The 21,570-nt window shown below is 64.5% G+C and carries 24 protein-coding genes; 9 read left to right on the top strand and 15 right to left on the bottom strand.

Features of this window, described 5'->3' with window-relative positions:
- Positions 1-171 precede the first annotated feature (171 nt).
- The gene (locus HH800_RS12800; RefSeq protein ID WP_048938171.1) at positions 172-2,730 is read left to right on the top strand and encodes a TonB-dependent receptor; all 2,559 of its coding nucleotides are present in this window, start codon (positions 172-174) and stop codon (positions 2,728-2,730) included.
- A gap of 212 nt (positions 2,731-2,942) precedes the next feature.
- Here HH800_RS12800 and mtgA read toward each other — a convergent pair whose 3' ends face one another.
- A complete protein-coding gene (gene mtgA, locus HH800_RS12795; RefSeq protein ID WP_037490228.1) occupies positions 2,943-3,656 on the bottom strand; it encodes a monofunctional biosynthetic peptidoglycan transglycosylase in 714 nt (237 codons plus the stop codon).
- Between the two features lie 43 nt (positions 3,657-3,699).
- On the bottom strand, positions 3,700-4,989 hold the full coding sequence (locus tag HH800_RS12790; RefSeq protein WP_169861306.1) for an MFS transporter: 1,290 nt from the start codon (positions 4,987-4,989) through the stop codon (positions 3,700-3,702).
- Between the two features lie 99 nt (positions 4,990-5,088).
- Between HH800_RS12790 and HH800_RS12785 the strand changes: the two genes are divergently transcribed.
- Both HH800_RS12785 and HH800_RS12780 read left to right on the top strand, forming a co-directional pair.
- Positions 5,089-5,637, top strand: a complete 549-nt coding sequence (locus HH800_RS12785; protein WP_007704859.1) for a TetR/AcrR family transcriptional regulator — start codon at positions 5,089-5,091, stop codon at positions 5,635-5,637.
- Positions 5,634-6,119, top strand: coding sequence for a GNAT family N-acetyltransferase (locus tag HH800_RS12780; RefSeq protein ID WP_169861305.1), 486 nt, complete (start codon positions 5,634-5,636; stop codon positions 6,117-6,119). Before HH800_RS12785 ends, HH800_RS12780 begins: the two co-directional genes overlap by 4 nt.
- 57 nt (positions 6,120-6,176) lie before the next feature.
- Here the strand turns inward: HH800_RS12780 and rpoH are convergent, their stop codons facing one another.
- Together rpoH and HH800_RS12770 are read right to left on the bottom strand one after the other, a co-directional pair.
- Entirely contained in the window at positions 6,177-7,091 is a 915-nt protein-coding gene (gene rpoH, locus HH800_RS12775) for an RNA polymerase sigma factor RpoH (RefSeq protein ID WP_004207557.1), read from the bottom strand.
- Positions 7,092-7,169: 78 nt separating this feature from the next.
- Entirely contained in the window at positions 7,170-8,120 is a 951-nt protein-coding gene (locus tag HH800_RS12770) for an RluA family pseudouridine synthase (protein ID WP_169861304.1), read from the bottom strand.
- 17 nt (positions 8,121-8,137) lie between these two features.
- On the opposite strand from HH800_RS12770, the gene HH800_RS12765 reads away from it, so the two are divergent.
- Positions 8,138-8,539 carry a M67 family metallopeptidase gene (locus HH800_RS12765; RefSeq protein ID WP_169861303.1) on the top strand — a complete coding sequence of 134 codons (402 nt, stop codon included), beginning with the start codon at positions 8,138-8,140 and terminating at the stop codon, positions 8,537-8,539.
- Between the two features lie 91 nt (positions 8,540-8,630).
- Positions 8,631-9,284, top strand: coding sequence for a histidine phosphotransferase family protein (locus HH800_RS12760; RefSeq protein ID WP_010336062.1), 654 nt, complete (start codon positions 8,631-8,633; stop codon positions 9,282-9,284).
- Positions 9,285-9,300: 16 nt separating this feature from the next.
- Here HH800_RS12760 and HH800_RS12755 read toward each other — a convergent pair whose 3' ends face one another.
- From HH800_RS12755 to map, 6 genes are all read right to left on the bottom strand, one after another.
- Entirely contained in the window at positions 9,301-9,810 is a 510-nt protein-coding gene (locus HH800_RS12755; RefSeq protein WP_169861302.1) for a DUF4269 domain-containing protein, read from the bottom strand.
- On the bottom strand, positions 9,807-10,865 hold the full coding sequence (locus HH800_RS12750) for an NAD(P)H-dependent flavin oxidoreductase (protein WP_169861301.1): 1,059 nt from the start codon (positions 10,863-10,865) through the stop codon (positions 9,807-9,809). Before HH800_RS12750 ends, HH800_RS12755 begins: the two co-directional genes overlap by 4 nt.
- 34 nt (positions 10,866-10,899) lie before the next feature.
- Positions 10,900-11,202, bottom strand: coding sequence for a helix-turn-helix domain-containing protein (locus HH800_RS12745; protein WP_169861300.1), 303 nt, complete (start codon positions 11,200-11,202; stop codon positions 10,900-10,902).
- Between the two features lie 120 nt (positions 11,203-11,322).
- On the bottom strand, positions 11,323-12,735 hold the full coding sequence (glnA, locus tag HH800_RS12740; RefSeq protein ID WP_037519994.1) for a type I glutamate--ammonia ligase: 1,413 nt from the start codon (positions 12,733-12,735) through the stop codon (positions 11,323-11,325).
- Positions 12,736-12,829: 94 nt separating this feature from the next.
- Positions 12,830-13,168, bottom strand: a complete 339-nt coding sequence (locus tag HH800_RS12735; protein ID WP_004207549.1) for a P-II family nitrogen regulator — start codon at positions 13,166-13,168, stop codon at positions 12,830-12,832.
- Between the two features lie 336 nt (positions 13,169-13,504).
- Positions 13,505-14,335: a type I methionyl aminopeptidase gene (map, locus tag HH800_RS12730; RefSeq protein WP_010336065.1), complete on the bottom strand. Its 831-nt coding sequence runs from the start codon at positions 14,333-14,335 to the stop codon at positions 13,505-13,507.
- An 83-nt stretch (positions 14,336-14,418) separates the two neighbouring features.
- Between map and HH800_RS12725 the strand changes: the two genes are divergently transcribed.
- The 3 genes from HH800_RS12725 to HH800_RS12715 all read left to right on the top strand — a co-directional run bounded on the left by HH800_RS12725 (position 14,419) and on the right by HH800_RS12715 (position 16,132).
- Complete coding sequence (locus tag HH800_RS12725) at positions 14,419-14,901, top strand: GFA family protein (protein WP_159365799.1); 483 nt, start codon at positions 14,419-14,421, stop codon at positions 14,899-14,901.
- Complete coding sequence (locus HH800_RS12720) at positions 14,898-15,653, top strand: competence/damage-inducible protein A (RefSeq protein ID WP_169861299.1); 756 nt, start codon at positions 14,898-14,900, stop codon at positions 15,651-15,653. The genes HH800_RS12725 and HH800_RS12720 overlap by 4 nt, the downstream gene beginning before the upstream one ends.
- 77 nt (positions 15,654-15,730) lie before the next feature.
- The gene (locus HH800_RS12715) at positions 15,731-16,132 is read left to right on the top strand and encodes a polyketide cyclase (protein WP_169861298.1); all 402 of its coding nucleotides are present in this window, start codon (positions 15,731-15,733) and stop codon (positions 16,130-16,132) included.
- Positions 16,133-16,160: 28 nt separating this feature from the next.
- Here the strand turns inward: HH800_RS12715 and HH800_RS12710 are convergent, their stop codons facing one another.
- The 4 genes from HH800_RS12710 to HH800_RS12695 all read right to left on the bottom strand — a co-directional run bounded on the left by HH800_RS12710 (position 16,161) and on the right by HH800_RS12695 (position 19,139).
- Entirely contained in the window at positions 16,161-16,514 is a 354-nt protein-coding gene (locus tag HH800_RS12710; protein ID WP_004207544.1) for a YbaN family protein, read from the bottom strand.
- A 98-nt stretch (positions 16,515-16,612) separates the two neighbouring features.
- Positions 16,613-17,917, bottom strand: a complete 1,305-nt coding sequence (locus HH800_RS12705; protein WP_169863321.1) for a sensor histidine kinase — start codon at positions 17,915-17,917, stop codon at positions 16,613-16,615.
- Positions 17,918-18,086: 169 nt separating this feature from the next.
- Entirely contained in the window at positions 18,087-18,752 is a 666-nt protein-coding gene (locus HH800_RS12700; protein WP_004207541.1) for a response regulator transcription factor, read from the bottom strand.
- A 48-nt stretch (positions 18,753-18,800) separates the two neighbouring features.
- A complete protein-coding gene (locus HH800_RS12695; RefSeq protein ID WP_010336069.1) occupies positions 18,801-19,139 on the bottom strand; it encodes a hypothetical protein in 339 nt (112 codons plus the stop codon).
- Between the two features lie 70 nt (positions 19,140-19,209).
- Between HH800_RS12695 and HH800_RS12690 the strand changes: the two genes are divergently transcribed.
- Complete coding sequence (locus HH800_RS12690) at positions 19,210-20,703, top strand: DUF389 domain-containing protein (RefSeq protein WP_169861297.1); 1,494 nt, start codon at positions 19,210-19,212, stop codon at positions 20,701-20,703.
- Between the two features lie 4 nt (positions 20,704-20,707).
- Here the strand turns inward: HH800_RS12690 and HH800_RS12685 are convergent, their stop codons facing one another.
- Positions 20,708-21,433 carry an SIMPL domain-containing protein gene (locus HH800_RS12685; RefSeq protein ID WP_169861296.1) on the bottom strand — a complete coding sequence of 242 codons (726 nt, stop codon included), beginning with the start codon at positions 21,431-21,433 and terminating at the stop codon, positions 20,708-20,710.
- Positions 21,434-21,570 lie beyond the last annotated feature (137 nt).

Genomic DNA, 21,570 nt, shown 5'->3' with positions numbered 1-21,570 from the left:
GCCTTGTCCAGATGTCCGTCCAATTGTGACAGTCCCGCACCTGCATTGTAACATAATTGCAATCATAGCATCACAGGGGCGTCGCCAGTGGCCGCCAGATGCGGCGCCGGCTCGAAGAGCAAAATGGTTATGGCGCCGTGGGGCGCACTCTTGAAAAAGGGACAAGGGTCAATGAAGCAGTTTCTCAAGTGCAGCGCCGCGATTCTCGCCGTCGCTGCCCCGGCTGTCGCTTTTGCGCAGTCGACCGGTTCGGACGATTTCGATTCGATCATCGTGACGGGCGCCGTCGTCAACCAAGGCGTTGGCGGCGTGAAGATCCCGGACTCGCCCAAGGCGAAGGTCGTTCTGGGCCAGGAAATCATCCAGGCACAGCGTCCGGGCCAGTCGGTCAACGAAATCATCAACCTGGTGCCGGGCGTCAGCTTCACCAACAACGATCCCTGGGGTTCGTCGGGCGGCAGCTTCACCATCCGCGGCTTCAGCTCGGACCGTATCTCGCAGACCTTTGACGGTATCCCGCTCAATGACTCGGGCAACTATGCGATCTACACCAACCAACAGGTTGACGCCGAACTGATCGAGAACGTCAATGTGAACCTCGGTTCGACCGACGTCGACAGCCCGACCGCCGCTGCGGTTGGCGGCACCGTCAACATCAAGACCCTTGAGCCGAGCGATGATTATGGCGTTCTGGCCAGCGTCAGCTACGGCAACATCGTCGCCGACGGTGCCGGCGATCGTCCCTATTTCCGCATGTTCGGCGTGGTGAACACCGGTGACCTCACCGGCCATGGCACCAAGGCCTGGATCTCGGCCTCGCGCATTCGCAACGATGCTGCCTTCGCCAATTATGGCAAGGTGTCGAAGCAGCAGTATAACGCCAAGATCTGGCAGGATATCGGCAGCAACGGCGACTTCATCTCGGTCGCTGCCCATTATAACCAGAACCGCAACAACTTCGGTGGTTCGCCCTTCCGCGCCAGCGCCTTCACCGGCGACAAGAGCGATCGTTTCTACGACATCGCCGGCGGCTATCCCTGCCAGGTCAGCCAGACCAGCACCCCCAACGCTTGCGGCACCGATTTCGAGCGTCGTTTCAACCCTTCGAACACCGGCAATGTCCGCGCGAATTCGAAGTTCACCCTGGCTGAACGTCTGACCCTGTCGGTCGACGGCGCCTATCAGTGGGTGAAGGCCAATGGCGGCGGCACGACCAGCGCCAACGAAACCTTCTTCACGGATTCGACCGGCTTCACCGGCACCGGCAACTATGGCGGCAGCTTCTACTTCGGTCGCGACCTGAACGGTGACGGTGTGCTGGGTCGCGTGACCCTGCTCCAGCCGAGCCAGACCAACACCCGTCGCTGGGTCGGCATCGCCAACCTCGCTTACGAGATCAGCGATGGTCAGCGCGTCCGTCTGTCGTACAGCTATGACCGTGCCCGTCACCGCCAGACCGGCTATGCTGGCTTCCTTGACAATGGCGGCACGCCGTTCGACGTGTTCCCGATCAACGATCCGGTCCTTGATGCTGCCGGCAACGCCCTGCAGAAGCGTGACCGCAAGTCGATCGCCGAACTGAACCAGATCGCCGGTGAATATCGCGGCCAGTTCTTCGAGGACAAGCTGTCGGTACTGATCGGTGGCCGTCTGCCCTTCTTCAAGCGCGAACTGAACCAGTATTGCTTCACCACCAGCTCGGGTGGTTTTGTGAACTGCGTGCCGGAAGACCAGCAGGCCGACTACATCGCGACCCATCCTTACAGCTTCAACGAGACGACTGGCCGTGCGACCGGTTCGGCTCTGCCGCAGGCGCGCAAGCTGAAGTATGACAAGTTCCTGCCGAACGTCGGCGCGACCTTCAAGATCACGCCGGAAATCAGCATCGCGGGCAGCTATGCCAAGAACCTGTCGGTGCCCAGCACCGATGCGCTCTACAACGCGTTCATCTTCCCGGTTGATAGCGACTCCGCCTATCGCGCGCCGGAAACCTCGGATAGCTTCGACGCCAGCCTCCGCTACACCTCGTCGAAGGTGCAGGCTGCTGTCACCGGCTGGTACTCGAAGTACAAGAACCGTCTGGTCACTGCCTATGACATCGACGGCAACGGCACCGACACCAACCTGGGTCCGGTGAAGAAATATGGCGTCGACGCCAATATTTCCTACAGCCCGATCAAGGAAATCACCGCCTATCTGTTCGGTTCCTACATCAAGTCAGAAATCCAGAACGACGCCGTGACCGGCAGCTGCGCCGCGACCAGCGACATCGCTCTGGCCGGCCTGTGCTATGTGCAGGATGGCGTTGCCTATCTCCGCACCTCGGGCAAGCGTGAACGCAGCGCGCCGAAATATCTGTTCGGTGGCCGTCTGCAGGGCAATCTGGGCGACTTCACCCTGGGCGTCCAGGCGAAGAAGACCAGCTCGCGCTATCTGAACGACATCAACGGTGAAATTCAGAGCGTGACGCTCACCGATGGCACCAGCAAGATGATCTTCCCCGGTGCGAAGTTCGGTGCCTACACCGTCGTCGACCTCGACCTGCGCTACTCGCTGGCCAGCGTCGGCATGGAGAAGGGCGCGATCCAGCTGAACGTCAGCAACCTGTTCGACAAATATTATGTCGGCTCGTTCAGCGGCGGTCTGGATACGCTCGCCAGCTCGTCCTCGGCCTTCGTGAACTTCGGTTCGCCGCGCGCGATCAGCGCTTCGCTGATCATCGGCTTCTAAGCCAGACACCGACAGGCAAAAAGGAAGGGAGGTGCGGAGCGGTCCGCACCTCCCTTTTTCATGTCCTATTCGCCGCCGGTTGATTATGATCGGGGATAGAGCAGTGTGCGCTTTCCGATAGGATCAGGGCAGCGCAATAAAATGTCGAAATGTGCGGGAAATATGGGAAGTTAAGCGTCCGATTTCCTATTTTCGGGCGCTTGGCCGCTGTCTCAGTTCAGGCAGTCGTCCAACCCGTCGCGCTGCACCACCGGGATGCGGGCGGAGATGCTGTTGCCATAGCGGCGGGTGAAGCCATGCGGGTCGATCGCCTCGCGCTTCTTGGGCAGCGGCAATACCGCCGCCAGCCGCGCCGCCTCGGCCCGGCTCAGCTTGCCCGCGCCATGGCCGAAATAGCGGATCGACCCGGCCTGCACACCATAGGTGCCGATGCCGGTCTCCGCGACGTTCAGATAGACTTCCATGATCCGTCGCTTGCCCCAGATCGCCTCGATCAGCACGGTGAACCAGGCCTCGAACCCCTTGCGGACGAAACCGCCGCCCTGCCACAAGAAGACATTCTTCGCCGTCTGCTGACTGATCGTGGAGCCGCCGCGAATGCGCCCGCCGCTGGCATTGTGGCGCATCGCCTGGGCAATCGCGACCGCGTCGAAACCATGATGGCTGCAGAAACGGCTATCCTCCGCCGCGATCGCCGCGCGCGGCATGTCCGGGTCGATCGCGTCCAGGCGCTTCCATTCCTTGGTGATGCCATTGGGGTCTAGCAGCATGGTGATCGTCACCGGCGGCGGCACAAAGCGATAGATGACCACGGTGCCGACCGACAGGCCGACAAAGCCGATGGCGACCTTGAGGGGGATGCTGATCCAGCGGGAGCGACGTTTCTGGGCGGAGGCAGGCTTAGGCGCGGCTTTGGCTTTTTTCATGGCCGCAAACTAGCGCCCCTGCGCGCCGCCGTCATCGATTCCTTCAGGCCGTGGCCAGCGTCTGCGTCCGGCCCCGGTTGATGAGCAGCACCAGCGCCGCGCCGATCAGGCACAATATGCCTGCCGCGATGAAGGCGGGCATATAGCTTTGCCAGGCGGTGCGAGACAGGCCGCCGGCCAGCGCCGCGCTCGCCGCGCCCAGCTGATGCCCGGCAAAGATCCAGCCGAACACGATATTGGCCTTTTCCGGACCGAAGCGCTGCGCGGTCAGCTTCACCGTCGGCGGCACCGTCGCCACCCAGTCGAGGCCATAGAAGATGGCGAACAGCGACAGGCTGTAGATCGAGAAATCGCTGAACGGCAGATAGAGCAGCGACAGGCCGCGCAGCCCATAATAGAAGAAGAGCAGCCAGCGATTGTCATAGCGATCGCTGAGCCAGCCCGATGCCAGCGTGCCGGCAAAGTCGAAGAGACCCATCATCGCCAGCATCGACGCCGCGCCCACCGCCGCCAGCCCATAATCGCCGCACAGCGAGATGAAATGGGTCTGGACCAGGCCATTGGTGCTGGCGCCGCAGATGTAGAAGGAGAAGAAGAGGATCCAGAAGGTCGGCACCTTCGCCACGTCGCGCAGCACGATCAGCGGCGTCGCCAGCAGTGCGCCCAGGCTGGCCGGCTGGGTGGGGACGGGCTGGATCGCCTGTTCGCCATAGGGGGCAAGGTTCAGGTCCGACGGCCGATCGCGCATCAGCAGCATGACCGCGACGGCCGCGACCAGGATCGCGCCGCACACAAGCAGCATCGCCACGCGCCAGCCATAGCTGCCGGTCATGCTGGCCAGCAGCGGCAGGAAAGCGAGCTGGCCGGTCGCGGTGCTGGCCGACAGCAGCCCCATCACCAGCCCGCGCCGCTCGCTGAACCAGCGGGTGGCGACCGTCGCGCCCAGCACCATGGCGGTAAGGCCGGTGCCGACGCCGATCACCACGCCCCAGAGAAGGACCAACTGCCACAATTGCGTCATGCCGAGCGACAGCAGCAGGCCGCCAATGACGATCGACAGCGAAATCAGCATCATCCGCCGCACGCCGAAGCGGTTCATGAAGGCGGCGGCAAACGGCCCCATGCCGCCGAACAGCAGGAAACGGATCGCCAGCGCACCGGAAATATCCGCCGCGCTCCAGCCAAATTCCTTTTGCAGGGGGACGATGAACACGCCCGGCGCGCCGACCGCGCCGGCCACCACCAGCATGGTGAGGAAGGTCGTGCCCGCGACGGCCCAGCCATAATGGACATTGCGCGCGGCCAGGCGGCGGGCGAACATGGTGGACAGCATCGACTTCCCCTTGGACTGGCGCTTCGGCCGGAAAACGGACTGGCGTTAAATGATAGGTATCATATATAAGGTCAAGAGGCCAATTGGAGATGCAGGATCATGAAAGTCAGCCGTGAACAGGCCGAACGCAATCGCGAGAAGGTGGTGGATGCCGCTTCCCGGCTCTTCCGCGCTCGCGGTGTCGAGGGCGTCGGCATTGGCGAGGTGATGCGCGAATGCGGCCTTACCCATGGCGGTTTCTACAATCAGTTCGAATCGAAGGAGGCGCTCGCGGCTGAAGCCTGCGCCACCTCGCTCGCGCGCGGCGCGGCCAAGTGGCGTCGCCTGTCGGCCGAGGATGGGCCGGATGCCATCACCGCCGATTATCTGAGCGCCCGCAACCGCGATGCGCCCGAAACCGGCTGCGCGCTGATCGCGCTTGGCCCCGATGCCGCGCGTAAGGGCGGGCCGCTCGCCGCCGCCTTTCGCGAAGGGTTTGAGGATCTGACCGCCGCGTTGCAAAATGCCGGTATCGCCGATCGCGACGCGGCGCTCGCCCGCATGGCCCAGCTGGTCGGCACGATGGTGCTGGCGCGCGCGGTCGATGATCCGGCGCTGTCGGAAGAATTGCTGGCGGCTAATCGCCGTGCCCTGGGTGTCGAGGCATGAGCGGCAGCGCCCAGTGGCGACCGATGGGGCAGGGGGATGTGGACGCGGCGGCGGCCATTTCCGATCGGGTCCATGGCGCCTATACGGAGAAGCCTGCCATCTATGCCGAACGGCTGCGCCTCTATCCGGTGGGTTGCTACCTGCTGGAGCGGGACGGGCAGGCGCTGGGCTATCTCCTCACCCATCCCTGGGCCGGCGACCGGCCGCCGGCGCTCGACCATTTGATCGGTGTGTTGCCGGATGCGCCCGATCGCTATTATCTCCACGACCTGGCGCTGCTGCCCGAAGCGCGCGGCACCGGCGCTGCTGCGGCGGCCGTGGACCTGACCGTCGCGCAGGCCCGCGCCGCCGGCTTCGACCGCATCACCTTGACAGCGGTCAACGGCGCGGATGCCTTCTGGCGCCGACAGGGTTTCGTCGACGCGCCGGTTGCCGCCGACAGCTATGGCGCGGACAGCGTCTCAATGGTGCGGATGCTCTAAGACGAAAAAAAAGCCCCGGATCGCTCCGGGGCTTCTTCTTTTTCCTGTGTCGCCGGATCAGGCGGCGGCGAAGCGTGCCATCTTTTCCAGCTTGCCGCCGGCGATGCGCATCATCGCCTTCTGCAGCTTCTCAAAGGCGCGAACCTCGATCTGGCGGACGCGCTCGCGCGACACGCCATAGACCTGGCTCAGTTCCTCAAGGGTCTTGGGCTCCTCGGCCAGGCGACGCTCGGCCAGGATATGCTTCTCGCGGTCGTTGAGGTCGGTCATCGCCTCGACCAGCATCTCGTGACGCTGGGTGCGTTCCTGCTCCTCGGCGACGCGTTCGTCCTGCAGCGGATCGGTGTCCTGCAGCCAATCCTGCCACTGGCCATCGCCATCCTCGCGCATCGGCACGTTGAGCGAGGTATCGCCGCCCATCGCCATGCGACGGTTCATCGACACCACGTCATCTTCCGACACGCCCAGATCGGTCGCGATCTTGGTCACGTCCTCGGGGCGCAGATCGCCATCCTCGAACGCCTCGATATTGTTCTTCATCCGGCGCAGGTTGAAGAACAGTTTCTTCTGCGACGCGGTGGTGCCCATCTTCACCAGGCTCCAGCTGCGCAGGATGAATTCCTGGATCGACGCGCGGATCCACCACATGGCGTAGGTCGCCAGGCGGAAGCCACGTTCAGCCTCGAACTTCTTCACGCCCTGCATCAGGCCGATATTGCCTTCGCTGATCAGCTCGCTGACCGGCAGGCCGTAGCCGCGATAGCCCATGGCGATCTTCGCCACGAGACGCAGGTGGGAGGTGACGAGCTGGGCCGCCGCCTCGGGATCCTGATGTTCCTCGTAGCGCTTCGCGAGCATATATTCCTGCTCGGGGGTCAGCAGCGGAAACTTGCGAATTTCCGACAGATAGCGGTTGAGGCTGGCTTCACCGCCCAGCGCCGGAACCGCGGGGACATTGCTCCGATTGGCCATGTCACAATTCCTTCCCTTTACATGCGCGCCAGGCAGACCCGAAAGTGGCATCCGCTGGCCGCGCAAACTTGTCAGAACCTATACGTGAAGCTCGCTTAACAGTTCCTGCATATCTGCAGGCAGGGGACTGTCGAAAGCCAAGGGTTCCTCCGTCACAGGATGTATGAACCCCAGCCGTTTCGCGTGCAATGCCTGCCTTTTGAAACCCAGCGTTTCCAGTATTGATTTGAAACCTTTTCTGTCTCTACCGTAAACCGGGTCACCGATCAAGGGGTGACCCAGATGCGCCATATGCACGCGAACCTGATGGGTGCGGCCGGTTTCCAGCCGGCATTCCACCATCGCCGCGCCGCGCAGGCGCTCCATCACGCGGTAATGGGTGACGGCATGCTTGCCGCGTCCTTCCCGATGAACCGCCATCTTCTTTCGATCAGCGTCGGACCGCCCGATCCAGGCATCGACCGTGCCGGACCCCGGCGCGGGAATGCCATAGACGATCGCGGCATAGAGCCGGTCGATACTGTGATCCTTGAACTGTCGGGCCAGGCCCTCATGGGCCTTGTCCGATTTAGCAACGACCAACAGGCCGGAAGTATCCTTGTCGATGCGATGAACGATGCCGGGACGCGCCACGCCGCCAATGCCGGATAACTGGCCATCGCAATGATGCAGCAGCGCATTGACCAGCGTGCCGTCCAGATTGCCGGCCGCCGGGTGAACCACCAGGCCCGCAGGCTTGTCCACCACGATCAGGTCGGCATCCTCATGCACGATATCGAGCGGAATATCCTGCGCCACGGCGTCGAGCGCGACGGGGGCGGGCAAGGTGATGCTGTAATCCTGCCCCACCGCCACCTTCATCGACGGATTGAGCGATCGACCGCCCGAGACGATTTGTCCCTCGACGATCAACGCCTTGATCCGCTCGCGCGACAGGTCGGGCAGCAATTCGGCCAGTGCGCGATCGAGGCGCAAACCCGCCTGGGCTTCGCCTATCGTCGTTTCAATGATGGAAACCCCCGAAATCATTGCCTAGGGATGTAGGAATGAAGGCCGAAATTTCAAGGGTGCTGCTGGAACAAATCATGGCCCTGGCTGCGGCCGAGCCGGGGGAGGTCTGTGGCCTGTTGCTGGGGCAGGGGGGGCGCATCGACACGATCCTGCCCGCAGCCAATGTGGCGCCTGATCCGGCCCGTCATTTCGAACTGGCTCCGGCGACCTTGCTGACCGCGCACCGGGCCGCGCGCAGGGGCGGGGCGGCGGTGCTTGGCCATTATCATTCCCACCCATCGGGCGTGCCGATTCCGTCGGAAACGGACCGCGCCTGCGCCGCGCCGGACGGCGCCTTGTGGCTGATAGTCGGCGGAGGGACGGCGCGCGCATGGGTGGCCGGGCCGGACGGGGAGGGGGGCGTGGCCTTCGTGGAGGCGTTGCTCGACATAAGGTGATGCAAAGGGGGTGAGCCGGGCTTGCATCATCGGCTGGGGAAGCCTAGCCGGGAAGGTGTCTTTTCCCGTAAATCCGGCGGCCTCCATCTCCATGACCCATCCGATCGACAGCATCGAATTTGCCAGCCTTCTCTGCTCGCGCCTCTGCCATGACCTGCTGAGCCCCGTCGGGGCGCTCAACAATGGCCTGGAACTGATGGCTGACGAAACCGACCCGGACATGCGCCAGCGTTGCCTGGACCTGCTGGCCGACAGTGCCCGCACCTCGGCCAACAAGTTGAAATTCTTCCGCCTGGCCTTTGGTTCGGCGGGCGGTTTTGGCGATGCGGTGCCGCCGCATGAGGCGAAGGTCGCGATCGAGGGCATGTTCGCCTCGGGCCGGGTGAAGCTTGGCTGGATGGTCGAGGAACAGATGCTGGCCAAGCTCGCGGTCAAGGTGCTGCTCAATCTGGCGCTGATCGCCGGCGATGCGCTGGTGCGCGGCGGGCAGCTCGACATCGGCGCGGAGAAGCGGCCCGGCGTGACCGAGATCGTGGTGCGGGGCGAGGGGCCCAAGGTCATTCTCGATCCCGAACTGCGCGCGGCGCTGGCAGGAACCTTGCCGGCCGGTGGCCTGGCGTCGCGCACGGCGGCTGCCTGGATGGTGCGGGCGCTGGTGATGGAGGCTGGCGGCGAGATCGTGCTGTCGCCGCCGGGCGATTCGGTGCTGCTGTTCGGCGCCGCCATCCCTGACCGCGCAGAATAATTCGGGCTGGAATGAATCAGGGCAGCAGGGCGCGCAGGGCTGCGTCGTCCTGTCCCTCCAGTTCGAGCAACGCGGCATAGGGATCGCCCGTCAGCCCCAGCAGTGTGGCAAAGGCGGGCTCGGTCTTCAGGCCGCGATGGCGCAAGGCCATGATCGCCTGCGCCAAAGCAGGACCGTCCAAATCGAGCAGGCGCCGCTCGACGCAGAAATGGCGCCAGCCATGTTGCTGCGCAACCGGCAAGGCCTGGCCGAAAATCTCGAACGGCCAGTCCCACGCGCGGAAACGGACGATCATGGCGTCAAGGTCGGGCCGTGCATGGACGGAAAAATCCGGCCGATCGCCGAAATGCTCGGTCAGCAAGGCGGCAAAGGCATCGAAATCCCGCACCTCGCAGACGATATCGATGTCGCTGTCGGGCAGGTCGAGGCCAAGCGGCGGCGTGCCCGCAACATGGGGATCATAGGGCGCCAATAACGTCAGGATGCCGGTGCGTTGCAGCGCAACCTGATACGCGACGCGGCTCATGCCTCGCGCATCTCCCCCGCGATCGCCGCGATCAGCTCTGCGGCTGGCAGAGCTCGGGCGAGGGGCGCACCCTGGCCCGCCCATTGCGCGCCATAGCCGCCTTCGCCCTGGATCTTGGCGGCCGCGTTGAGCGCCTTGCCGGCGGCATAGGCGCGCGGATAGTCGGGGGGGGCGTCACCATTTTCAGCGCTCCATTGGGTGAAGCGATTGGCAAGGCAGCGGGCCGGGCGGCCGGAAATGGCGCGGGTCATGACCGTGTGCAGGGCGGCCGGGCTGGCAAGGGCGGCGCGATAGGCGGCGTCGGCGCTGCTTTCCGGGCAGGCGATGAACGCCGTGCCCAATTGCGCCGCCACCGCCCCCAGGTCGAGCGCGGCGCGCACGCCCCGTCCGTCCATGATGCCGCCAGCCGTGATCACCGGCAGGCCGGCCTTCACCACCAGCAGGCGGGTCAGCGCGAAAGTGCCGAGCATCGCATCGGGCGTATCGGGATCGAACATGCCGCGATGGCCGCCGGCTTCAAATCCCTGCGCTACCAGAACATCGATGCCGGCGGTGCGCGCGGCGACCGCCTCGTCCAAATTGGTGACGGATGCGAGCAGCAGGCAACCCGCCTGCTTGAGCGCCGCGATCTGCTGCGCGCCGGGCAGTCCGAAATGAAAGCTGACCACGCGTGGGCGCGCTTCGACCAGCAGGTCGAGCATCGCCGGGTCTTCGGCAAAGCTGCGATAGATGGTCTCAAGGCCGGTGGGCGGCGCCGCATCCTGTGCGGCAAAGAGCGGTGCCAGCGCCGCCAGCCACGCTTGTTCCTCAGCCGGGCGCACGCGGGGCGGGGCATGGACGAACAGATTGACGTTGAACGGCCGGTCCGTGAGCGCGCGTGTCGCCGCAATCATGGCGCGGGCGCCCGCCGCATCGGTTGCGCCCACGGCGATCGATCCCAGCGCCCCGGCATTGCTGACGGCGGCGGCCATTGCCGGCGTCGAGACGCCCGCCATCGGCGCCTGGATCAGGGGAAAGGAAAGGTCTAGCGCGTTGAACGGGTTCATGCAGTCCATGTGGGCGGTGGCGATCGATCCTGCAACAGGGGGATCAGACGTCGTCGTTGCCCACCGGGCCGCCTTCGCCTTCCATGCGGTTGATCGCGCGCACGTCGCGTGCGGTGAATTTCAGCCGAACGCCAGCGCCCTGTTCGCCATCCTCCGGCAGGAAGACGGCGCCTCCCTGTTCCAGTACCAGACGCAGTCGTGCCTTGGCATCGTCACCCGGATCGGCGCGCCCGGCTTCGAAATCGGCCAGCATCGGCATATCGATCCCCGCAAGGCGAGCGACATGATCACGCGGCCATTCCACCAGGGCGCGGGCGGCGCGGGCAAGCTTTCCGCTGATCTCCAAGGCGAGTCTCCCTTCGTCTATGCGTGGCGCCCGAATAGAACAGCACGCCTGCCGCGCCGCAACGGAAAAGGCCCGGCCGCTTGCGCGACCGGGCCCGTCCTCCAGCAACCTGTGAAAGGATCAGGCGCTGTAATACATGTCGAATTCGACCGGCGAGGGCGCCATTTCCCAGCGATACACTTCGGGCCACTTCAGTTCGATATAGGCATCGATCTGGTCCTTGGTGAACACGTCGCCCTTGAGCAGGAACTCATAGTCGGCTTCGAGGCTGTTGAGCGCTTCACGGAGCGAACCACAGACGGTCGGCACCTGGCTCAGCTCTTCGGGCGGCAGATCATATAGATTCTTGTCCATCGCGGCGCCCGGATGGATCTTGTTCTCGATGCCGTCGAGGCCGGCCATCAGCAGCGCGGCGTAGCAGAGATAGGGGTTGGCCATCGCGTCGGGGAAGCGGAATTCCACACGCTTTGCCTTGGCGCCGGCGCCGTAGGGAATACGGCAGGAGGCCGAACGGTTGCGGGCCGAATAGGCGAGCAGAACCGGGGCTTCGAAGCCCGGCACCAGGCGCTTGTAGCTGTTGGTGGTCGGGTTGGTGAAGGCGTTGAGGGCCTTGGCGTGCTTGATGACGCCGCCGATGAAGTAGAGGCAGGTGTCGGACAGGCCGGCATAGCCTTCGCCCGCGAACAGCGGCTTGCCGTTTTCCCAGATCGACATGTGGGTGTGCATGCCCGAACCATTGTCCTGCGCGATCGGCTTGGGCATGAAGGTTGCAGTCTTGCCATAGGCCTGGGCGACCATCTGCACGACATACTTATAGATCTGCATGCGGTCGGCGGTCTGGACCAGCGTACCGAAGGTCAGGCCCAGTTCGTGCTGCGCGGCGGCGACTTCATGGTGATGCTTGTCGCAGGGCAGGCCCATTTCGAGCATGGTCGACACCATTTCGGCGCGGATGTCGGTGCAGGGATCGACCGGGGCGACGGGGAAATAGCCGCCCTTGGCGCGCGGACGGTGACCCAGGTTGCCGCCTTCATATTCCTTGCCGGTGTTGGTCGGCAGTTCGATGTCGTCGATCTTGTAGTAGCTCTGCGAGTAATCATTCTCGAAGCGCACATCGTCGAACATGAAGAATTCGGCTTCCGGGCCGACATAGATGGTGTCGCCGAAACCGGCCGACTTGACGAACGCCTCGGCGCGCTTCGCACAGGAGCGCGGGTCGCGGGCATAGAGTTCGCCGGTGTCGGGCTCGACGATGTCGCAGAAGATGATCAGCATCGGGGTGGCGCTGAACGGATCGACATAGACGGCGTCCAGGTCGGGCTTCAGGATCATGTCCGACTCGTTGATCGCCTTCCAGCCTTCGATCGACGAACCGTCGAACATCAGGCCCTGGGTCAGCTCATCTTCGCCGAGGACCGAAGACACCATGGTCAGGTGCTGCCACTTGCCCTTGGGATCGGTGAAACGGACATCGACCCACTCGATTTCCTTTTCTTCGATCATCTTCAGGATGTCTTTTGGCGTGTTGGCCATGTGCAGTTGCCCTTCTCTATGGATACCCCCCCGAAGGGGTCGTTGAAGCCTGTGTCCGCCGGACCCCTGTCCGCCGGCTAGAACCTGTCGAAAATCAGATGGCGTCGCTATCGCGTTCGCCGGTGCGGATGCGCACCGCGCCCTCGATGGCGGAAATGAAGATCTTGCCGTCGCCGATGCGGCCGGTCTGGGCGGCGCTGCAGATCGCTTCGACGACCCGGTCAGCCAGAGCGTCGTCGACGACGACCTCCAACTTCACCTTGGGCAGGAAGTCGACGACATATTCGGCGCCGCGATACAGTTCGGTATGGCCCTTCTGGCGGCCGAAGCCCTTCGCCTCGGTGACGGTGATGCCGGACACGCCCACTTCGTGCAGCGCTTCCTTCACCTCGTCCAGCTTGAACGGCTTGATGATCGCCTCGATCTTCTTCATCACTTAATCCCAACCCATGACGCACGAACGGACGCGGGTTGGCCCCGCATCCTTCAACCTTCAAGCGACGATCATCATGCCCCCCGAGGCAAGCGCCGTCTCCCTTAACAATCAATTACCGTGCCAAGTGGCGAATCGCTAGGCCTGCTTTCGGCGATGCAGCAATCTTTGTCCATATTGCCCGGATTCCGGGCAATATCATGTCATTCTGCCTGTTTTTTGGGCAGTGGTTGAACGATCCATCATGCAAAAGGCCCGCCCCGTCGACGCCGGTCAGTTATGACCCCGATGGCATGAACGGAGCGGGCCTTTGGGGCCGCCATGGGCAGGCAGAAATCAGCGCGCGTAGGGCGGGCAGTCGAGGCCGGTCGGGCTCTTGGTGAAGATTTCGCAGCCGGTTTCGGTGATGCCGATGCTGTGCTCGAACTGGGCCGACAGCGTGCGGTCGCGCGTCACCGCCGTCCAGCCATCGTCCAGCATCTTCACGCCCGGCTTGCCGATGTTGATCATCGGTTCGATCGTGAAGAACATGCCGGGCTTCAGCTCCGGACCGGTGCCGGGGCGGCCGACATGGACCACTTCCGGGCTGTCATGGAAGACGCGGCCCAGGCCATGGCCACAGAAATCGCGGACCACGCCGTAACGATGCTTTTCGGCATGACGCTGGATGACATGGCCGATGTCGCCCAGATGATTGCCGGGCTTGGCCTGCTCGATGCCCAGCATCAGGCATTCATAGGTGATCTCGACCAGCCGCTTCGCCTTGATCGGCGCGTCGCCGGCGATGAACATGCGGCTGGTGTCGCCGTGCCAGCCATCGACCAGCGGGGTGACGTCGATATTCAGGATATCGCCGTCCTTGAGCTTATAGTCGCCCGGAATGCCATGGCAGATCACATTGTTGAGTGAGATGCAGCAGCTATGGGTATAGCCGCGATAGCCCAGCGTCGCCGGCACGCCGCCGCCGTCCAGCGTCATGCGGCGGACGATGTCGTCCAGTTCGCCGGTGGTCACGCCCGGCACCACATGGGGCACCAGCGCGTCGAGGATCTCGGCGGCCAGCCGGCCGGCCTTGCGCATGCCGTCGAAACCGGCCGCGTCATAGAGCTTGATCGCGGTCGAGCGGGAAACCGGCGCGTCGGCCGTCATCGTCATATATTCGGTCATGTGGTTGATATAGACCCTGCGATCCGGCATTGCGAGTGTCTTCGCTCAGCCCCTCGGTCGCTATCAGGAAAAGAGAAACGGACATGGTGATGGAAGGCGGATGCGCCTGTGGTGAGGTGCGCTATCGGGTCGATGCCGACCCCATCTTCGTCAACAACTGCCATTGCAGCCTGTGCCAGCGGCAGAGCGGTGCAGCGTCGGCCGTCAACGCCTTTGTCGAGGTCGATCATCTTCATCTCCTGTCTGGGCAGTTGAGCGAACATGTCGTGCCGACCGGCAGCGGCAAGACCCAGGTGATCGTGCGCTGCGCCAACTGCGGCACGGCGGTCTGGAGCTTCTATCCCCGTCTTGGCCGGGCGGGCGCGGCGATCCGCGTCGGCACGCTGGACGATCGCTCGGCGATCCGGCCCGATGCCGCGATCTTCGTGGCCGATCGGTCGGACTGGACTGCCTTGCCGGCCGATGTGCCGGTCTTCGAGACCAGCTACAAGCCGGCGGACATATTGCCGCCCGATCGGCTGGCCCGGCTGATGGCGCTTGCCGCCCGTGCGGAGCCGCTGGCATGAGCGACCGTATCTGGACCGCCGCCGTGATCGTGATCGGCGATGAAATCCTGTCCGGCCGCATCCAGGACAAGAATGTCGCGCAGATCGCCACCTGGCTCAATGTCCAGGGCATCCGTCTGCGCGAGGTGCGGGTGGTGCCCGATGTGCAGGACGCGATCGTCGAGGCGGTCAACATATTGCGTGCCCGCAACGACTATCTCTTCACCACCGGCGGCATCGGCCCGACCCATGACGACATCACGGTGGACGCGATCGCGGCGGCGCTGGGCGTCGGCGTCGAGATCCATCCCGAGGCGCGGGCGACATTGGAGCGCTATTATGTCACGCGTGGGGGCCTTACCGACGCGCGGCTGCGCATGGCGCGGGTGCCGGCGGGCGCCGACCTCATCGAAAACCGGATGTCGGGCGCGCCGGGCATTCGCCACGGCAATATCTTCATCATGGCCGGGGTGCCGCACATCACCGCCGGCATGCTCGATAGCCTCACCGGCACGCTGGAAGGCGGCTTGCCGGTCCTGTCGGCGACGATCGGCTGCTGGGTCGCGGAAAGCGAGATCGCCGACCTGCTCGGCGCCACCGAGCGCGCCCATGACGGCGTCCAGATCGGCAGCTACCCCTTCTTCCGCGAAGGGCGCACCGGCGCCAATTTCGTCATCCGCTCGACCGACCAGGCGGTGCTGGATGCGTGCGTTACGGACCTCAGTGCCGCGTTGATGGAGGGGGGCTGGCCCCCGGTGTCTGGCGGCATCTAGCCAAGAAACATTCGTTGCGGTGACAAGAAAGGCTGGCGGCGGTACAGCGCAGTTCCACTTCTAAAAGAGAATTCTGCATGCTTACCGCGCGAACCTACAGTGTCACGATAGCGCGCAACTGGCGCGAGCTTTACGAAGCGATCTGGCAGCCGGAGATATTCCCGAAATGGGCATCGGGCCTGACCGAGGCCGATCTGCGCAGGGGCGGCACCGGATGGATTGCCGACGGTCCCGATGGGCCGATCGTCGTTCGCTTCACGCCGCACAATGAATTTGGCGTGATGGACCATTTCGTCGAGACCGGTGATGGCCGGGCGGTTCATGTCCCGCTGCGCGTCATCGAGAATGGGGATGGGGCAGAGGTGATGCTGACGCTTTTTCGCCAGCCCGGTATGAGCGACGAGGATTTCGCGCGCGACGCCAAGTGGATTACCCGCGATCTGCGCGCGCTGCGCGATTATGCAAAGACGCTGGGCTAAGGGCTGATATCGATCCGGCCCAGGCGGCTCAGCTTTCCGGCCGTGTCCAGATCCAGCTGCCGCCGATCAAGGCTGCGGCCAGCGGGATCAGATACCAGGGGAAGGGGGAAAAGATCAGCGCCAGGATCGCGCTGAAGGCAAAGGCGCCGAGCGCGGCCTTCTTGCCCTTGCGGCTGATCGCGCCGCGTTCGCGCCAGCGGCGGATATGCGGACCGAAATGCTTGTGATCCAGCAGCTTTGCCTCCAGTTCCGGGCTGGAGCGGGCAAAGCAATAGGCCGCGAGGATCATGAAAGGGACGGTCGGCAGCAGCGGCAGGAAGGCGCCCAGCGTGCCCAATCCGATCGAGAGGAAGCCGGCAATGAGATAGAGATGGCGCCGCACCCGTCGATCCCGTCTGGAATGGGCCGATGCGGCCCGGTCTGTCCTGTCTATGCTATTGATTTGCAGGAACGCAATTGCCTTTCGTCGGGCGCCCTTTGTCAGGCGGCCGGCAGGCGCAGGCGGACCAGCAGCCCGCCCAGATCCTCGCTCTCTTCCAGTGCCACCGGCCCGCCATAGATTTCGGCGACGTCGCGGACGATGGCGAGGCCAAGGCCAGTGCCGGGCTTGCCCGAATCGAGCCGCACGCCGCGATCGAAGATGCGCACCCGGTCGGCTTCGGGAATGCCCATGCCGTCATCCTCGACCATGATCTCGACCATCGCGCCAACCCGGCTGACCGTCGCGAACACGCTGCCGCCGCCATATTTGGCGGCATTCTCGACCAGATTGCCCAGCATTTCGTCCAGATCCTGCCGCTCGACGCGGACCGCCGCATGCTTGTCGCCGTCCATGTCGACCCGCGCATCCTGATAGAGATGGCGCACCGCGCGCTCGACCGCCTCCAGGCTGGCCCAGACCTCGGCCCGGCTCTGCGCCGCGCCGCGCCGGCCGACAGCGCGGGCGCGGGCGAGGTGATGGTCGACCTGGCGCCGCATCGTCGTCGCCTCGCGCACGACCGTTTCGCCCAGGTCCGGCGCATTGGCGGTCGCCGCGTTCATGATGACGGTCAGCGGCGTCTTGAGCGCATGGGCGAGATTGCCGGCATGGGTGCGCGCTTCCTCCGCCTGCCGTTCATTATGGGCGAGCAGCGCGTTCAGTTCCTCGACCATCGGCAGCACTTCGGCGGGCATGGGTTCGGTCACCCGGCTCTTGTCGCCATCGCGCATCTTGATGATTTCCAGCCGCACCTTGCGCAGCGGCCGCAGGCCATAAATGGTCTGCAAGGTGGCGAGCACGATCAGGCCCAGCGCCAGCAGCGCGAAGCTCTTGAACAGGGTGGATCGCAGCGTCTTGATCTGGCCATCGAGACCCTGGCGGGCCTGTGCCACCATGAACATCCAGCGCGCATCGGAACCGGGCAGGATGACGCTGCGCTCCATGACGCGCAGATCCTCGCCGGGAAACTGCTTGCTGTCATAGACATGGAAATTGCGGTCGGCATGGTCGCCCGGCACCTTGAGCGCCCGGTCCCACAGCGATCGCGACCGCCAATCCTCATGCCCCTTTGCGCTGATCTGGTAATAGAGGCCGCTATTGGGTTCCAGGAAGCGCTGGTCGGCCAGTTCGCGGTTGAACAGCACTTCGCCGTCCGGGCCGATCTCGGCCGCCGCGATCATCGCGGTCAGCACATAATTCATGCCGTCGTCGAAATTGCGCGTCACTGCGTCCGACAGCACCCGGTCGAGCGCGACGCCGCCGCCCAGCAGCAGCACGCTGATCCACAGCGCGGCAATGCCGATCATGCGGCGGCTGATCGACCCGGTGGACCGGACGGGGGAGGGCGACGGGCTGGCCATGCAAAATGATCCTACACCCGTTCACTGCTGGCGCAGCCGAGAAACATGGCCGATGGCTCGGACCTATTTGCCTGTCGACTTCGCCCGCAGCGAACGGAAGCGGATGGGGCGGGGATCAGCGCCCCGGCTCGTCCAGGCTGTAGCCAAGGCCGCGGATGGTGGTGATGACGTCGGCGCCGAGTTTCTTGCGGATGCGCGTCACGAACACCTCGATCGTGTTGGAATCACGGTCGAAATCCTGGTCGTAAATATGCTCGATCAGCTCGGTGCGGCTGACCACCTTGCCCTTGTGGTGGAGCAGGTAGGACAGCAGCTTATATTCCTGCGCCGTCAGCTTCACCGGATCGCCCTTGAGCGTCACCTTGCCCGAACGGGTGTCGAGGCGGACGTCGCCGGCGATCAGTTCGCTCGAGGCATTGCCGCTGGCACGGCGGATGAGCGCGCGCAGGCGGGCGATCAGTTCCTCGCTCTGGAAGGGCTTGGCCAGATAATCGTCGGCGCCGGCATCGAGGCCGGCAACCTTGTCCGACCAGCTATCGCGCGCGGTCAGCACCAGCACCGGGAAGCTGCGCCCTTCCTTGCGCCAGCGATCAAGCACGGTCAGGCCGTCGATCGTCGGCAGGCCAAGGTCCAGGACCACGGCGTCATAATTTTCGGTCGAGCCCAGGAAATGGCCATCCTCGCCATCGGTGGCGAGGTCGACGGCATAGCCGGCACCTTCCAGCGTGTTCCTGAGCTGCTGGCCCAGACTCGGTTCATCCTCGACGATCAGCAGGCGCATAGGGTTCCGTTTCTTGTTATCGACGCAATGGGTTTGGCCGGCACGCGGTCAGCGTGCCCAGCCGATGATATCGCCTGTCCGGCCGTCGGCATCAACCCACATCACCTTGCCGTCCTTCACATATTTCAGGCGATAGCGATTGGTGGAAGGGTTGAACTCGCTGCCGACATAGGTGGCACCGCCCACCTGGGCGTCGACCCGGCGCTTGATCATCGAAAAGGGCATGACCTGGCCGTCCAGCATCGCGCGGCGCGCGGCATCCTGCTCGTCACGGCGGCCACCGGCTTCGGCGACCGGTGTCATCAGGGACAGGGCCAGTAGGGCGCCCAGTCCGGCAGTCAGGCTTTTGGCGATCATTGTCATGGGCATGGCATAGGCGAAGCGCATTGAACAGGTGGTGAATGATCCGTCATTCCGCGCTGGAAAGGAGCGGCCGGGCGAATTAGGCTTGCCAACCATGCAGAATGAAGATGACAGGCCCGTAGCCGATGCGCCCTTGTGGCGCTCCGTTCCGCGCTGGTGGCGTAGCCATGTGATCCGTGGGATCGATCATCAGGCGGTGCTCGAAAGGGTGCGGGTCGATGATGGCTGGAGCCCGTCCTATGCCTTCATGATCCTGATGTCGGCGGGCATTGCGGTGCTCGGCCTGCTGCTCTCCTCGCCGGCCGTGGTGATCGGCGCGATGCTGATCTCACCGCTGATGGGGCCGATCGTCGGGCTGGGCTTTGGCCTCGCCATGACCGATGCGCGTGAAATCCGCCGGACGATCGTCGCGCTGGCGGGCGGGGCGCTGGTGGCGATTGCGTTCACCGCCTTCATCGTCCTGCTGTCGCCGTTGCAGACGGTGACCAGTGAAATCGCCGCGCGCACCCGGCCCAATCTGTTCGACCTGATGGTCGCGCTCTTTTCCGCGCTGGCGGGCGCCTATGCGATGATTCGCGGCAAGGCCGGCACGATCGTCGGCGTCGCAATCGCCACCGCGCTGATGCCGCCGCTGGCAACCGTCGGCTTTGGACTGGCGACGCTCAATGCGACGGTCGCGGGCGGTGCCTTCCTGCTCTTCTTCACCAATTTCGTGACGATCGCGCTGGCCGCGGCGATCATGGCGCGGCTCTATGGCTTTGGCCGGCGGCTGTCGCCCAGCCAGAGCTGGCTGCAGATGGTTTTCATCGGTGCCATCTTCCTGGCGCTGGCAGTGCCGCTCGGCCTGTCGCTCGGCCAGATCGCCTGGGAAGCGCGGGCCGCCCGCGATGCCCGCGACGTCATCCGGCGCGAATTCCCCGATGGCGCCCGGATCGCGCAGCTCGACCTGGATTTTGCCGCCAGGCCGCTTGCCGTGACCGCCAGCGTCCTCACCAGCCATTATGAGCGCGACGCCTCCGCGCGGGCCGGCCATATCCTGGGCGACATGCTGGGCAAGCCGGTGGCGCTGGATATCGAACAGATCCGGGTGGGTGAGGGGACGGATGCCGACAATGCCCAGCTGCTCGCCGCCCAGACCGCCCGGCGTGAGGTGCAGGGCCAGGTCGATCGCCTGACCGACCGGCTGGCGCTGGTCGCCGGTGTCAATCCCGATGCGGTGACGGTGGATACCGCGCGCAAACGGGCGGTGGTGCGGGCGCGGGCTTTGCCGGATGCGGGCCTTGGCGCCTATTGGGCGCTGGAGCGGCGGGCGGCGGCGGCAACGCCGGGCTGGGCGATAGAGATTACGCCGCCGACCCTGTCACTGCCGTCGCTCGCGCTGGATGATGCAGGGGCCGTGACGGACAAGGATCGGCTGGCGCTTGTCCTGTGGGCGGCGCAGCGCACCGGCCTGCCGATCGACCTGTCGATCAAGGGGGAGGGGCATGAGAGGCTGCTCAAGCCCTTTGCCGATCGTGGCGTCGACGCACGGCTGGTCAAAGGCGCCAGCGCGGACCTTGCGGTGCCGCACTGGCGCGTCGAGGAATGACGGTTTAGCGTTCCAGCGCGTACTGGACCGTCAGGCTGATCGATGCGCTGACCTGGCCCGGTTCCACCGGGGTCGGTGCGGCGTCGGCCTTGAACCGGGCGGCCATCAGCGGCATCGGCGCATTGCCGCCACTGCTGCTTTCCGAGATCGAAACCAGCCGGGCCGAGCGATAGCCCGCCGCCTGGGCATAGAAATCGGCCTGGGCCTTGGCGGTCTTGAGCGCGGTGGCGCGGGCCTGGGCCTGCAGCGGGCTCGGATCCTCGACCAAGAAGCTGGGCCCGTTGATGTTGGTCGCGCCGGCCTGCACCAGCGTATCGAGCAGCGCGCCAACCTTCTTCACGTCGCGTACCTTGACGCTCAGCTGGTTCGACGCCTCATAGCCCAGGAAGCGCGGACCGGACGGCTGACCGTCGCGGTTGCTGTAATCATATTGGGCGTTGAGGTTGATGCCGCTGGTCTGGATGTCGGTCTTGGCGATGCCGGCCTTGGCCAGCGCCGCGATCAGCCCGTCCATCTTGGCGGCATTGTCCTTCATCGCCTGGGCCGCGGTCGGGGCCTTGGTCTGGACGCCGGTGCCGATGGTCGCGACGTCAGGTGCGGCCTCGACGCTTTCGGTGACGTTCAACGTCACCACCGGCGCGGTCTCGGCGATGGTGACGCTGGTCTGGGCAACAGCCGCGACAGGCAGTGCGGCGGCGCCGAGCGCCATCAGGGCGAGAGCGGATTTCATGGACATGGTCTCCTCTGTAAGTCCTGCACCCGTTTTTGGCCGGGGTGCGATGAATGGACGCTGTCCTGCGTTGAAAGCCGTCCGACAGCTTTCCGGTTCCACCCTTGCCCCGACGCCCGATAGGCCCTAGCTGCACC

It is taken from the genome of Sphingobium yanoikuyae (assembly GCF_013001025.1).
GTDB lineage: Bacteria > Pseudomonadota > Alphaproteobacteria > Sphingomonadales > Sphingomonadaceae > Sphingobium > Sphingobium yanoikuyae_A.
Note: the sequence above shows the minus strand (reverse complement) of the source record. Positions and strands in the feature narration are given on the sequence as shown.